Consider the following 13747-nt stretch of genomic DNA (forward strand, 5'->3'; position numbering starts at 1 on the left):
CGGCGTATGGTTATGTGCATGCCCCTTGCCTGTCAAGGTGCCCAAAGCCGCATACTCTTGCTGTTCGGGACCATAGAGGCCCCGATTGTCAATCCTGAAAACAGGTCGCCCAGGCAATCCTGCCTTGCGGCGCAAACCGGGCCACGGGGAGGGTGCTGTGGGGATCGGTAAGCGCTTCCTGGAAGGCCGCTTGCTTTTTTGCGCCGGTGATCAAGGCGATGACATTCCGGGCATGTTCCAACACGGGCAAGGTCAAGGTGATGCGCGGAATCATCGGCTCCATCCCGGGTTCCGGTACGCCGATTACCCAGCGAGTGCGTTCCTCAAGGGCAGGTTTGCCGGGAAAAAGCGATGCAATATGCCCATCCGGCCCCATGCCCAGAAGAAGAAGGTCGAACCGGGGAAACCAATTGCTTGCATCACCCTGTTCGGGCAAATCGGGAGGTGCGTCGAAAAGTCGGCGCAGGGTCTGCTCGTAATCCTGGGCCCCCTGTTCCGGAGAAGAGCTGGTGGTGGGCATGGGATAGACATGGTCAGGCCGGATGGGGAGTTTGGTGAGCAGACGGTCTCGGGCAAGGCCGTAATTGCTTTCCGGATGATCCTGGGGCACGAATCGATCGTCCACCCAGCAGACAACCACCCGCTCCCAGGGAATGTTCGCTCCGGATTGTTCGGCGAGCTTGTCGAAAAGCCTCGCCGCGGAGCTTCCCCCACTGAGAGCCAGGGTGATTTTGGGTCCGGTCATGGAGGAAAGCGCTGAAGCGACCAATCTTGCCGCATGGGCAACTGCCTGGTCCGGTTCTTGAAAATCATGTACATTTGCCGAGGATATCATGGTAACCTCCTGATGGTGTCCAAATGTTAAAAGCAAGGTAACTATTCAGCACATACTCTGTGGTAACTCGCCAGAGCTGGATTCCGGCTTTCGCCGGAATGACGCATCATACCACTTCCTTTCCAAGTTAAGTCATACCGGCGAAGGCCGGTATCCAGTCTATTTTTCTCGGATGAGCTGAGTAGTTACAAAGCAAGGTGGCAAGCCGGTAAGTAAGTAACTATTCAGCACACGTTCTTTCTCCGGCAATCGCCGGGTTGGGGTCGGAATCGGTCTCGAAAACAATGGGGTGCCCTTCCACATGGGCTTCGCTTCGATACTGATCCCGATACCGACCCCGATACCGACCCCGATTCCGAGCAAAACCCGACAACAGCATTCGTTTGCTGAGTAGTTACGCCGGTAATGCGAAAAGCGTGATGCGAGATGAGTCAAGGAGGATGCGCAGTTCCTCGCTCATTCCCTGACCGACCTCTGACCTCTGACTTCTGAATCTTGACTTTTGCCTTTTGCTTTCTGCAACTTGACCTGAAACATCATCAACGAGAAATGATTGAAAAACAATCCTGTTCCAGCTAGATAAACGCATGCCTGTTCCGAGCATACTCTTCCTTGCCCCCACATCCGTGGTCACTCCCTTGTTTCAGCCCATCAAACGGGCCGGTCTGGACGTGGGCATGGCCGAAACCATCCCTGGGGCGCTGAAGTTCATCCAACGGCAGCAACCCATCCTGATCTTCTGCCGGGACCGGCTGATCGGCTTCCAGGCGGAGGAATTGCTGAGCGCCATCCACCAGTCAAACACCCCCGCCCCGCCGGTGATCATCTTCACGGACAAGGGTTCGGCTGAAGACGCCAAGAAGTTCATGGAACTCGGCGCCCGTGACTACTGGCTCGAACCGCTGCTTTGGGACAAGGTCCGCGCTCTGCTCACCGCCACAGCCGAACCCCAGCCCAAGGAACCGCCAAGACAGCCCGTGGCTGATGCCGGAGAAGAACCGGCAAAAGCCATCATCGGCCGTCATCCCACCATGCAACGCGCCTTGGCCCTGGCCGGTCAGGTGGCCCGTTCCAAGGCCACCATTCTTATTTCGGGCGATTCCGGAACAGGCAAGGAGTTGTTTGCCAGATTTCTGCACAATTCCAGCGACCGTTCCGCGCATCCGTTCATTGCCGTGAACTGCGCGGCCCTGCCCGAACATCTTCTGGAAAGCGAACTTTTCGGCCATGAAAAAGGGGCTTTCACCGGAGCGATCACCCGCAAACTCGGGAAATTTGAGCTTGCCCATGGAGGCACTCTGCTCCTGGATGAAATATCCGAAATGGATCTGGGGCTGCAGGCTAAGCTGCTGCGCGTGCTCCAGGAGGGAGAGATCGACCGGGTCGGGGGCAGCGAGATCATTCCGGTTGACGTGCGGGTTCTGGCCACCACCAACCGCGACCTGGCCGCCTCGGTGCAGGCCAAGGAATTCCGACAGGATCTGTACTACCGCCTGAACGTCATTCCGCTGCGTCTTCCGCCCCTGCGCGAGCGCGGCGACGATATCCAGCTGCTGACGGACTTCTTCGTGTCCCGATTCGCACGGATGTATTCCCTGGGCGCCATCGTTGTCAGCCCGGAGGCAAGACAATGGCTCAAGAGCCATGATTGGCCGGGCAATGTGCGGGAGTTGCAGAATCTCATGGAGCGGGCGACCTTGCTCTGTGGCGGATCGCCCATCGAGCCCCGGCACTTTCTCCTGGACGAGAGCGGCGACTGGCAGGACGCGGGGGCGACGGCGACAGCGTTTCCAGCAGATCAGCAGGGTCTTGCCCATCACTCCGAAGAGGAGGAACAGCCCGGCGAGGCCGAAATTCCATCCGACGACCACTCGCAGCAAGAAGCGGCAACTTTGGACATATCCGACGACCAGCGCCCGATTTTGCCCCTGCATGAAGTAGAGCGCCATTTGATCTTCAAGAGCCTGGACCACACTGCCGGCAATCGAACCCAGGCAGCCGTGCTTCTGGGAATATCCGTGCGCACCTTACGCAACAAACTGAACGAATACCGTCAAATGGGACTGGAAGTCCCCTGATCTGCATGGAGGCAGCCCGATGTCAGAAACCGCAATGAACACGGCGAGCGCCCTTGCGCCGCAAATTCAGGCCTATCTGCAACGTTCTTCGTGGATCCGAAAAATGTTTGAAACCGGCGCCGAACTCAAGGCCCGCCACGGCGTGGACGCAGTCTGCGACTTCAGCCTGGGAAATCCGGACCTTTCACCGCCGGATGCCGTTTACACCGCTCTGGAGGAACTTGCCCGGCGGGATCAGCGTTTCGGCTACATGCCCAACGCGGGATATCCGGAAGCCCGGACAGCCCTGGCCGGATATCTTTCCGACGAGCAGGGAACGCCCGTATCGGCAAACGACGTGATCCTGACCTGCGGCGCGGCCGGCGCCTTGAACAGCTTTTTCCGGGCCGTGCTGGAGCCCGGCGATGAAGTGCTTTGTCCGTTGCCGTACTTCGTGGAGTACGGCTTCTATGCCGAGAATCACGGCGGGGTATTGCATCCCGTTTCCACGAATCCCGACGACTTCGGCCTTGACCTGAAGGCAATGGCCGATGCGATAAATCCCAAATCTCGGGTGCTGCTGATCAATTCCCCAAACAACCCGTCAGGCAGGATTTATTCCAGGGACGAACTTCAGGCTCTTTCCGACCTCCTGACGACCAAAAGCCGTGAGTTCGGTCGGACCATCTACCTGCTCTCGGACGAACCCTACCGCTTTTTAACCTTTGACGACCATCATACGCCCTCGCTGCTGCCAATCTACCCCTACACCGTTGTGGTCAGCTCTTTTTCCAAGAGCCTGGCCCTGGCCGGGGAACGGATCGGCTTCGCCCTGGTCAACCCGGCCATGCCGGGGAAGGATGAGCTGCTGGCCGGCATGGTCCTGACCAATCGCATCCTGGGCTTTGTGAATGCGCCGGCTGTCGGGCAGCGTCTGATGCAGCACGCCTTGGGCGCGAAGGTGGATGTACAGGAGTATGCGCGGAGGCGCTCGGCCATGGCCGAGGTTCTGGAAGACGCGGGGATCTCCTTCTTCAAGCCCCAGGGTGCATTCTATTTTTTCCCGAAAGCTCCCGGCGGGGACGACGTCGCCTTTGTTCAAGCCCTGCAGGAGGAACTGATCCTGGCGGTCCCCGGCAGAGGATTCGGCGCCCCCGGCTACTTCCGGCTGGCTTTTTGCGTGGACGAAACCGTCATCCGCCGTTCCGGCGCTGGATTCAAGAAAGCAGCGGCCAAGTTTCGGTAGCAGAGGACAAAGGGCGGAAGAAGGAAATATTTTTTTGACCGCGCTTCACGTAACTGCTTCTTCTTAAAAAAGATCCGGCGCCGAGGTTTTTCTGTGCTACGATCCCATCGACGCGGAGATTTGTGTCCAAGCCACGGGGACCATATTCCAGCCGGAACTTTGCCCTTTGTGCGGTAAACCGTTGCCGCACCGGGGTGCGGCGCTCCCAGGATTTGTCCTGTTGATTGCCACAAGTTTTTGAGCAGTTACCGCTTCATTATTCGCTTGTGAGACACAAATGGTTTTGGGGCAAGCATGACTTGGCTCCCCGTCTTCGCGGGAATACTTTTTTTATGCCGTTCGCCGAGTCGGTCATGTCTGCGGAGGCGGGGAGCCAGTCTGTTTTTTATTCTGATGAGCTGAATAGTCACGAAAGCGCATATTTCAACCGCGCAACGCGAACAGGCCCGAAAGATCGGGCCTGTTCGCGTTTTAGGGGGGCGTGACGTTTCTTATGCGCGATGGATTTTGCCGGGGATGTCCGGAAAAAAGCCTCGGGTGTCCAGCACGGGCGCGTCCAGGGAAGTCGGGTCGATGTCCCGGTATTGGTCATGGGCCGTGCAGAGGATGATCAGGTCGTATGCGTCGTGAATGGCGGCGGAGGTACGGCCGGCATAGTGGGAATATTCGCGGCTCGGTCTGATTTTTGGAACATAGGGATCGTTGTAGAAGACGACGGCGCCTTTTTGTTCCAGCAAGGCCATTATCCGATACGAAGGAGATTCACGGTCGTCGTCCACTCCCGCCTTGTAGGCCAGACCGAGAAGCAGAATCCTGGAGTTCTTGAGCGGCTTCTCATGATCGTTGAGCACTTCCGCTGCTCGCTGAACCACGAAGTAAGGCATGGACGTGTTGATTTCGCCGGCAAGTTCGATGAAGCGCGTGGCCACATCGAATTCGCGGGCCTTCCAGGTCAGATAGAAAGGGTCGATGGGGATGCAGTGACCGCCCAGCCCAGGACCTGGATAGAAAGGCATGAAGCCGAAGGGCTTGGTGGAGGCGGCCCGGATGACTTCGAAAATGTCGATGTTCATTTTCATGAAGGCCACCTTCAGCTCATTGACCAGGGCGATGTTCACGCTGCGGAAAATGTTTTCCATCAGTTTCACGGCTTCGGCGGCATGCGTGGACGAAACCGGGATGACCTGGTCGATGACCTGTCCGTACAAAGCCATGCCGGCATCCATGCAAGCCGGCGTGCTGCCCCCGCAAACCTTGGGAATGGTGCGGGTATGGAAGTCGGGGTTGCCGGGATCCTCTCGTTCCGGAGAATAGACCAGAAAAACGTCCCGGCCGACGACCAGTTCGCCGCGTTCGATGCGCGGACGCAACTCTTCCTCGGTGGTTCCGGGATAGGTGGTGGATTCCAGGGACACGACCTGGCCTGGCCGGAGATAGGGCAGGATGGCCTCCAGGGAAGAGATCACGTAGCTCAGGTCCGGCTCACGGTGGCTGTCCAGGGGGGTGGGCACGCACAGGATCAGGGCGTCTGCCTCGTTGGCCCGGGAAAAATCCGTACTGGCCAGCAGCTTTCCGGACTGCACGCTTTGCTGGATGGGAGCGGCCGGGATATGCTTGATGTAGCTTTGCCCCGCCATCAGCATGTCGGCCTTGCGCTGGTCAACGTCCAGCCCCAGCACGGAATATCCCGTCTCAAGATACCGTAACGCCAGAGGCAAGCCGACATAGCCAAGCCCGATGATGCCGATGAGTGCGTCCCGGGAGTTCAATTTGTCAACAAGTTGAGTGAGCATGGTCCATGAGTTTGGTTACTTGTTGGTGCGACGGGCTTCAATCAGGGCGCGGGCCCGACGCGTCAACTGGGTAATCTCCGGCTTGGAGATTTGATCGTCAGCGCCGGCCGCCTCACCCTTGTGCCGGAGCTTGTCGCTGATCAGCGAGGAAAAAAGGATCACCGGCAACTGGCCCAGATATGCATCTTCCTTGATTTTTTTACACAAAGTCAAGCCGTCCATGGTAGGCATCTCGATATCGGCAATCACGATCTGCACATGATCCGTTAACGCTTCACCCGCGGCCTCGGCCTTGTGCCGCAAGGTCTGCAGTCGTTCCCAGAGCTCCAGGCCGTGCAACGTTGTTTCCACGGCAAATCCGGCCTTTTCCAGCAGATCCCGGAGCATGTTCCGGATCAGGGAGGAATCATCGGCGACCAGGGCCTTGAGAGCCTTGCCGCGGTGTTCTTCCAGATCCACATCCATGCGCAGGGCCATACCCGGATTCAGATCCGCGACGATTTTTTCCATGTCCAGAACAAAGACGATCCGCCCTTCCAGATTGATCACTCCGGTGATGCAATCGGAACTGAAACTCGCCAGATAGGGCCCCGGAGACTCGACCTCCTCCCAGCTGATCCGGTGGATGCGGTTCACCCCCGAAACCCGGAAGGCGGTGACAACGCTGTTGAACTCCGCGACAATGACCTTGCCTTGCTCCTCAGGCTCGGCTTTGGCCTTGCCCAGCCAGACTCCCAGGTCCACCAGCGGGATGATATGGGAACGCAGGTTGAATGCGCCCAGGACCGAAGGATCGGAAACCTGCGGCAGTTCGGTGATCCGGGGCATGCGGATGATTTCCAGGACCTTGGCCACGTTGACGGCATAATGGCCATGGTAGGCGGAAGATTGCCCCGGAAGATGCTCATTCAAGGTGAACTCCACCACTTCCAGTTCGTTGGTTCCGACTTCCAGCAGGATGTTCGTCCGGCTCATGCATCCCTCTCTTGTCAGGCTCAGCAACGTTATGCGGCAATCATGCCGGAAGGTCCTTCAGGTGGTTGACTACGGCCAGAATGACTTCGCCGGGGGTGGATGCTCCAGCTGTGATCCCGACTGACTCAACTCCTCGAAATTGCTTCAAATTCAGCTCTGCCGCTGTTTCCACGAGGTAGCAAGGAATACCGGCCTGTTCGGCTACCAGAGCCAGCCTGCGGGTGTTGCCGCTTTCGCGTCCGCCGACCACAACCATGGCCTGGACCTGTTCGGCGATGGCCCGGGCTTCGGATTGCCTATTTCGGGTCGCGGCGCAGATCGTATCCAGAACCGGGATGTCCGGATCCAGTTCACCGCGCAGGGTTTCAGCCAACCAGGCATAGCGCTGCCGATCCTGGGTGGTCTGAGCCGCCAGGAAGCAGGGTCCGATGTTTTCCTCGAGCAGGGTTTCCACGTCCTTGTCCGATTCCACCACATAGGCGCCGTGATCGGCATAGCTTAAAAGCCCCCGGACCTCGGGATGGTCCCCCTCGCCCAGGAGAACCATGATCTTGCCCTGGGCTGCCTGGGCTGCAATGAGGAGTTGGGCTTTCTTCACTTTGGGGCAGGTTGCGTCCACGAGCTGGACTCCCCGGTCCTTGAGCGCGAATTCGATGGTCCTGGGAATGCCGTGAGCCCGAATGACCACGGTTTGTCCCGGCTCAAGGACATCGGGATCATCCACTCTGCGCACTCCACGATCGGCATAGGCCTGAAGCACCTGCGGGTTATGGATGATTGGACCGAGGGTATGGACAGGTGCCGAGGATTCAGGCTTGAGGAGCAGGGAATCCAGCTTACGCAGCGCCATGTCCACGCCCATGCAGAACCCGGCGGTTTCAGCCAGTATGATTTTCATCGCCAACACCTTTATCGGAAGTCAAAAGTCAGTAGTCAGGTCCAGCTTTCCAGCTTTCCAGTTTTCGGTCAGGACAGGCGAATCCGGATCGCGGGTTTCCACATTGTCACAGAGTGATCCAAGCAGGTCATCGAGTTGTTCCCAGGAATCAACCATGGTGAAACTGGATCGCAATGCCTTGGCTCCCGGAAAATGCCGCAGATAGCGCGGCGCAATGGTCCGCATGGCCAGCAGGGCCCGCCTGTCGTCCAGGTATTCTCGAGCCAGAGCCATATGCCGGCGCACCACGATGATAGAATAATCCGGGGAAAAACAAAAAGGTTCACCGTCTGGGCTCAGTGCCAGGAATTTTCGAAATATGGCCGGATCCCACAATGCACCCCGAGCGAACATCACCCCATGGACACCCGTTTGCTCCAGACAGCGCCTGGCATCTTCCGCTGTGAAGAGATCCCCGCTGGCAATAACCGGGATGGAAACATGAGCCCGCAATCGAGCCAGGCTGTCCCAATCGGCCTGACCGGAAAATCCTTGTGTGGCCCACCGGGGGTGCAGGGTCAGCCAGGCGACCCCAATGTCCTCCAATCTGCGCCCCAATTCCAGGAAAACTTCCTCGCCAGGCCGCCAACCCAGGCGCAGTTTCACCCCTACCCGGCCCGGCCCGGCCCGGCAAACCATGGTCCGGACAATTTCCTGAAGGGTTTGCGGTGTGCGCAAGAGATCCGCGCCGCAACCGGTTTTGGTCACCTTGGGTACGGAACAGCCGCAGTTGAAATCAAAATACGAGACATCCCGTTCCAGAAGCAGATCCATGGCCTGCTCCAGCGTTTTGGGGTCCGGCCCATAAAGCTGAACAACCAGGGGAGCATCCGCTTCGCTGGTGGCCAGGATGCGCTCAGTGCCGACATTCCCGAAGATCAATCCCTTGGCGCTGACCATTTCGGTGCAGGCGACGCGGCATCCCTGCTCCCTGCAAAGCAGGCGGAAGGGCAGATCCGAGAAACCGGCCAGAGGCGCCAGCCATGGGCTCTCCGGGGTGATGGGAAGCGACGGGATGCTCATACTCGCAAATGCAGCCGGAAGCGTCCGGGGTCGGAAGTCAGAAGAACGCGGTCCAGGATGCCGGAACGTCCATCCTCGGGCAGGGGCTTGATGCCGAGAAAAGGCATTTTTTGCATTGCCGCCGCGGGGAAGCAGTCCTCGAGTCGTTTCTTCGCCCCAGTCCGCTGTGCGTCATCCTCTAATAGCAGCATCCAACCGTTTTTGTGTGAATTCAAAAAGAAATGGATCTCCATTCGGCCCAGACAGGGATGGATGCAGCCGAATTCGGCCAGGGGAGACGTGACTGCCGAATCCGCGGAAGCCAGCAACATCCCGGCCCCATGAACACGATCAATCAGCCAGGGCATGGGGATAAAACGGCCCTTGCCTTGGGACCGCAACTCGTCGTTGACGAGGCGCAAGACCTCCTGCAGGTTGCTGTATTCAAGCTCCAGTTCGGGTCGCTGTTCACGCTGTTTTCGAAAAAGAGCAGTTCGGGCACAGGCGTCCCCTGATTCGGAAAGATCAGGAGTCCATTGCGCGGCCAGCAGTGTTTCCAGGCGGATCTGTACCGACCAGAACCGTTGCAGGAGCGCATACCCCCCGGGAAGATTGCGGGGCAGGAGTTCCTGGAGAACAATTTCCGGAAAGAGTTGCTTGACCAGGAAGTACAGGCGGACTCCGACATCCGGACGCGAGGCCATGCTGGCCAGAAGGGGAATTCCCTGAAAATCCACCCAGCCCAGCCCCTGCCCCTCCCAGCCGAGAAAATTTCCCGATATTTGATCCCCGAGACGATTCCGGCTCCGGAACCGCTCGGCCCGCGCCGATCCGGACGCGATAGAAGCCCCAGGGCTCCAGGTCCTCATGACGACCGCCCTTGCGCCAGGATCAATTCAACTTCCTCGTTGCTCAGTCCCGTGGACTGGGCCAGAGCCGTAACCGAGTTGCCTTTGCGGTGGCCGGAGATGATGACCTGTCTGAGAAATTGGGGTGATCGCGAAAGACCCTCGGCCTGCTGGAGCAGGGTGCGGACCTGCTTTTCCCGTTCGGCGAGCCGACTGTCGAGCTGGAGGAGTTCCCTCTGCCGAGCTGAGAAGTTGTCCAGGATCTGCTGTTCAAGGTCCACGTTTTGATCGATTCGGGCCAGAAACTCTCGCTGGTTTTGCTGCAGTTTGGCCAGCAACTGCTCGGACTTGCGCAACCGCAAAAAAAAGACGATCACGCCGGCCAGAAGAACGACCTCGAGCAGGCTCACGACCAGAATGACCCAGTAGGATATATGCATTGAACGTCAAATACGGGATTCTTTACAAAAACTTAACGGATTGTTTCACGGACATGCTCGCGTTTGGCGACTTGTAAGTTCGCCAGACAAAATCTGGCTCAGATTTCACTATACCTATGCAGCCCAGACTCTCACATACTCTGTTGTTACTTGTCTGCGCTGGATTCCGGCTTTCGCCGGAATGACGTATTGTACCATGTTCTTTCCATTCAGTGATACCGGCGAAAGCCGGAATCACTACAACGACATTTTGATGCCCAATCGTCACCGCTGATTGTTAAACCACCGGAATCACGGGGTGCACGGGGCATATTGCGGTAAACCAAAACTCTTTTCCCCGTGGTCCCCGAGTGCCCCGTGGTGAATAAACCCTGACCAGACGATGAAAATAGTGGTGTCGCTGTAGTGGTATCCAGTCCGATCTTTTCTCGAATGTGCCGAGTCGTTGCTTTACTTTTTGCGACGTTGCCTGGCTGATGGGCCGGGATCATACCTTGATATTCACGATCTGCCCGGACCAGGGTTCATTACTGTCCATGGGTTCCTGATCGGATTGTCCCCGACGTCGCTGATCGCGAGGATGACGATGGCCGCGGCCGGAACCATGCTCGTCCTCGGAGCGAATCTGCTGACTTTCCTGTGTTTTCCGAAGTTCCGCGATTTTGTCCCGTTCCCGTTGCAGGGCCTCCTTCATCATTTGCGCCGTCAAGGCCTGCTGCATCGGTGGACGATCCTGCTCGGCCTGGATCATTTTCCCAACCTTCGGAAGAAGGGAAAGCAAAACGGGAAGCTGAATCTGTTGCGTCAATTACTGCACCAGGTAGTCCTCGATGAGGATATTCTTCAAGGGTTGACTCAGGTGCTGGTTCATCACCGACATCAAATCCGATTTCAAGGTTTCGGCGGCATCAGCATGCTTCAGGGACGGCAATGGTCGGTTGTTCAGAAAGTAGTAGACCGCGTCCCTGAGAATGATGGTTTTGCGTTGAATTTCCAGGGAGAGGGTCGGATCCTCAATGACCAGAACTATGCGCAGCGAAAGAAAGAACACCCCGTCATCCTGGGCGAACGCCACCCAGAAGGGGTCCATGGGTTGCTTGAATTCCTCCACGACCGGTTTCGGTTCGGGAACTGGAGGCGCCTCGGGCAGGGATACGACTTCAGGGGCTGGGGGAGGTCGGGTGAACCAGATTATCAGGCCCGCCAGCAGGATGGCGACAAGTACTCCGGCAATGAGCAGAAGTCGTCGGGGCGTTTTGGCCGGCGGTTCCGATTCCGGTTCCGAATCAACTCCGTCCCGTTTACTATCCTGAGTCGGCTTGGGCGGGGGAGCTTCGTCGGGCAGATCATCAAGAAAAGGCGCGTCGTCCAGATCCAGGGCGACCTTTTGGGTCGTCTCTTTGGCAACCGGCTCATGGTCAAGGATCTGTTCATCCCGTTCCAGCGGGTTGACTTCAATGGGCAGGGATGAATCTGAAGGCTTGTTCATAGCCGGTGGCCACCGCTCAGGTCATGCCGCGTTTGCCGGTTCATTCCGGCGGATCATCCAAAAATCTTGTCGATCTTCTGCCCAAGGGTTTCCGGCGTGAAGGGCTTGACGATGTAGTTGGACACCTTCGCCTGAACGGCCTCGATGATGTTCTCCTGAAGGCCTTCCGCGGTGACCATCAAGAACGGCACGTCGGCATATTCCTCGCTGGCCCTGACTTTGCGCAGCAACTCGATGCCGGTCATCTTCGGCATGTTCCAGTCCGAAATGACGAAGTCGATCCGGTCCTTGTTCAGCACTTCCCAGGCCGTGGTGCCGTCGTCGGCCTCGACAATGTTGGTGAACCCGAGCTGGCGCAAAATGTTCTTGATGATCCGGCGCATCGTCGAAAAGTCATCAACCACGAGAACGCGCATGTTTTTATCGTAACCCATCAGATTTTTCTCCTTTTACCGGGTGGGTGTGATTGCCTGCCTGGTGCAGCCGGGCGAACTTGTCGCGCAGTTTGGCCAGAGCCTGGGAGTGCAGTTGCGAGACCCTGCCCTCGGTAATGTTCATCACCAAGGCAGTTTCGCGCATATTCAATTCATCGGCATAATACAGCGAGAGAACCATTTGCTCTCTTGGCGTCAATTCATCAATAAGATGGGCAAGCTTGTCAATCATTTCCTTGTGCAAGGCGTGAGCGAAGGGATCGTTCTTCGTGGTGCTCTGGGAACGCAGCAGACTTTCTTCCAGGCCGTCCAGGCTGATGCAGATCTGGTTCTGAAGGGCCTCGAGTCCCTCCTGGATCTCCTTGCTGGAAAAACCTGTCAATTCCTGCAATTCATCCATGCTTGGAGTTCTCCCGGAAAGCTGCTCGATTTTGCGTACGCTTTCCTCAAGCACGCGGACTCTTTGCCGCAATCCGCGGGTAAACCAGTCGAGACGCCGCAATTCGTCCAGCATGGCGCCCTTGATTCTGGTTTCAGCATAGGTATCGAACTTGATGCCCATCCCGGCATCGAATTTTTCCAGCGCCTCGATCAACCCGAGACTGCCGGCGCTGAGCAGTTCCCCCAGTTCGATGTGTTGGGGGAGCTTGGCTTTCAAGCGCAGGGCAATGATTTTCACTTTCGGGGCATAATGCTCCGCAATGGCTCCGCGGGCAACAGGACCAGCCGAGGCCCAGTCCGTCTGACCCGTCTCAAACCGATGCCAGTCATCAGTTGTTGAAGAGGAGCTTTTTCCAGAAAAATTTGATATTGCCATCGGTTTTGGCTGATTGGGGCCATTTCAAGATGTTCTCGGCCACCTTTTGCACGCCCAGGGCCACGGCCGAGGAAGGAAAAAGACTGCAGAACGGCGTCTGCCGAGTCACGGCCTGCCTGGCCACCGGATCCTGAGGCAAAGAGCCGATCAAGTCCAGAGAAACTCCGTCCAGGAACTTGTCGCAGGCGGCCGCCAGCCGTTCATAGGTTTGCTTGGCCTGTTTGGGGTTCGCGGCCAGGTTCACGACAATCTTGAACCTGTGGACTCCATGCTTGTTGTGCAGCACCTTGATCGTTGCATAGGCATCGGTCAGGGCGGTTGGTTCCGGCGTGAGGACCAGAACGCGCTCCTGCACGGCCAGGTTAAAATACATCACGTTGTCGCCGATGCCCGCTCCGGTGTCCACGATCAGAATATCCGTTTCCATGCCCAGAGGCTCCAGGGCCTCGATCAGTTCCAGCTTCTGGCCGGTGGTGAGCTTGAGCATTTCGGGCACGCCGGAGGATGCCGGAAGAATCCGGAAACCATACTCCGTGTTCACCAGGACATCATTGAGACTCTTTTCCTCGAAAATGAGATGAAAAAGATTGTATTGCGGAGCCAGGCCCAGGAGGATGTCCACATTGGCCAGTCCGAGATCCGCATCCATCAACAGGACTCTCTTGCCCATTTTTTGCAACGTGTAGGCCAGGTTCACCGAAAGGTTCGTCTTGCCCACCCCGCCCTTGCCGGAAGTTATGGAGAGTACAAGTGGATTTTGCTCGTTCATGTACGTCATGATTTCCTCACGATTACGTGATATTCGCCATCAGTGCAAAGAAATATTGCGCCTGTTCCTGATGAGCAAATGACTTTATGGGTTGATGATTGAGGG

At 57.4% G+C, this 13747-nt stretch carries 14 protein-coding genes; 2 read left to right on the top strand and 12 right to left on the bottom strand.

Annotated features, from left to right (window positions below):
* Positions 1–88 precede the first annotated feature (88 nt).
* Complete coding sequence (gene pgl, locus ACYQ15_RS13285; RefSeq protein ID WP_459937988.1) at positions 89–835, bottom strand: 6-phosphogluconolactonase; 747 nt, start codon at positions 833–835, stop codon at positions 89–91.
* Between the two features lie 587 nt (positions 836–1422).
* On the opposite strand from pgl, the gene ACYQ15_RS13290 reads away from it, so the two are divergent.
* Positions 1423–2913, top strand: coding sequence for a sigma 54-interacting transcriptional regulator (locus ACYQ15_RS13290; RefSeq protein WP_459937989.1), 1491 nt, complete (start codon positions 1423–1425; stop codon positions 2911–2913).
* 19 nt (positions 2914–2932) lie between these two features.
* A complete protein-coding gene (locus tag ACYQ15_RS13295) occupies positions 2933–4138 on the top strand; it encodes a pyridoxal phosphate-dependent aminotransferase (RefSeq protein WP_459937990.1) in 1206 nt (401 codons plus the stop codon).
* 491 nt (positions 4139–4629) lie between these two features.
* Here the strand turns inward: ACYQ15_RS13295 and ACYQ15_RS13300 are convergent, their stop codons facing one another.
* From ACYQ15_RS13300 to ACYQ15_RS13350, 11 genes are all read right to left on the bottom strand, one after another.
* Complete coding sequence (locus ACYQ15_RS13300) at positions 4630–5931, bottom strand: nucleotide sugar dehydrogenase (RefSeq protein WP_459937991.1); 1302 nt, start codon at positions 5929–5931, stop codon at positions 4630–4632.
* 15 nt (positions 5932–5946) lie between these two features.
* Positions 5947–6906: a chemotaxis protein gene (locus tag ACYQ15_RS13305; protein ID WP_459937992.1), complete on the bottom strand. Its 960-nt coding sequence runs from the start codon at positions 6904–6906 to the stop codon at positions 5947–5949.
* A 40-nt stretch (positions 6907–6946) separates the two neighbouring features.
* On the bottom strand, positions 6947–7804 hold the full coding sequence (ispH, locus tag ACYQ15_RS13310; protein ID WP_459937993.1) for a 4-hydroxy-3-methylbut-2-enyl diphosphate reductase: 858 nt from the start codon (positions 7802–7804) through the stop codon (positions 6947–6949).
* 21 nt (positions 7805–7825) lie between these two features.
* A complete protein-coding gene (locus ACYQ15_RS13315; protein WP_459937994.1) occupies positions 7826–8866 on the bottom strand; it encodes a tRNA dihydrouridine synthase in 1041 nt (346 codons plus the stop codon).
* On the bottom strand, positions 8863–9714 hold the full coding sequence (locus ACYQ15_RS13320) for a hypothetical protein (protein WP_459937995.1): 852 nt from the start codon (positions 9712–9714) through the stop codon (positions 8863–8865). Before ACYQ15_RS13320 ends, ACYQ15_RS13315 begins: the two co-directional genes overlap by 4 nt.
* Positions 9711–10133, bottom strand: coding sequence for a hypothetical protein (locus ACYQ15_RS13325; RefSeq protein ID WP_459937996.1), 423 nt, complete (start codon positions 10131–10133; stop codon positions 9711–9713). The genes ACYQ15_RS13320 and ACYQ15_RS13325 overlap by 4 nt, the downstream gene beginning before the upstream one ends.
* A gap of 487 nt (positions 10134–10620) precedes the next feature.
* Positions 10621–10941 carry a hypothetical protein gene (locus ACYQ15_RS13330; protein ID WP_459937997.1) on the bottom strand — a complete coding sequence of 107 codons (321 nt, stop codon included), beginning with the start codon at positions 10939–10941 and terminating at the stop codon, positions 10621–10623.
* Complete coding sequence (locus ACYQ15_RS13335; RefSeq protein ID WP_459937998.1) at positions 10942–11622, bottom strand: flagellar basal body-associated FliL family protein; 681 nt, start codon at positions 11620–11622, stop codon at positions 10942–10944.
* Between the two features lie 53 nt (positions 11623–11675).
* Entirely contained in the window at positions 11676–12056 is a 381-nt protein-coding gene (locus ACYQ15_RS13340) for a chemotaxis response regulator CheY (protein ID WP_092123646.1), read from the bottom strand.
* Positions 12043–12873: a FliA/WhiG family RNA polymerase sigma factor gene (locus ACYQ15_RS13345; RefSeq protein WP_459937999.1), complete on the bottom strand. Its 831-nt coding sequence runs from the start codon at positions 12871–12873 to the stop codon at positions 12043–12045. The genes ACYQ15_RS13340 and ACYQ15_RS13345 overlap by 14 nt, the downstream gene beginning before the upstream one ends.
* Entirely contained in the window at positions 12827–13642 is an 816-nt protein-coding gene (locus ACYQ15_RS13350; protein ID WP_459939586.1) for a MinD/ParA family protein, read from the bottom strand. Before ACYQ15_RS13350 ends, ACYQ15_RS13345 begins: the two co-directional genes overlap by 47 nt.
* Positions 13643–13747 lie beyond the last annotated feature (105 nt).

It is taken from the genome of Desulfonatronum parangueonense (assembly GCF_054656975.1).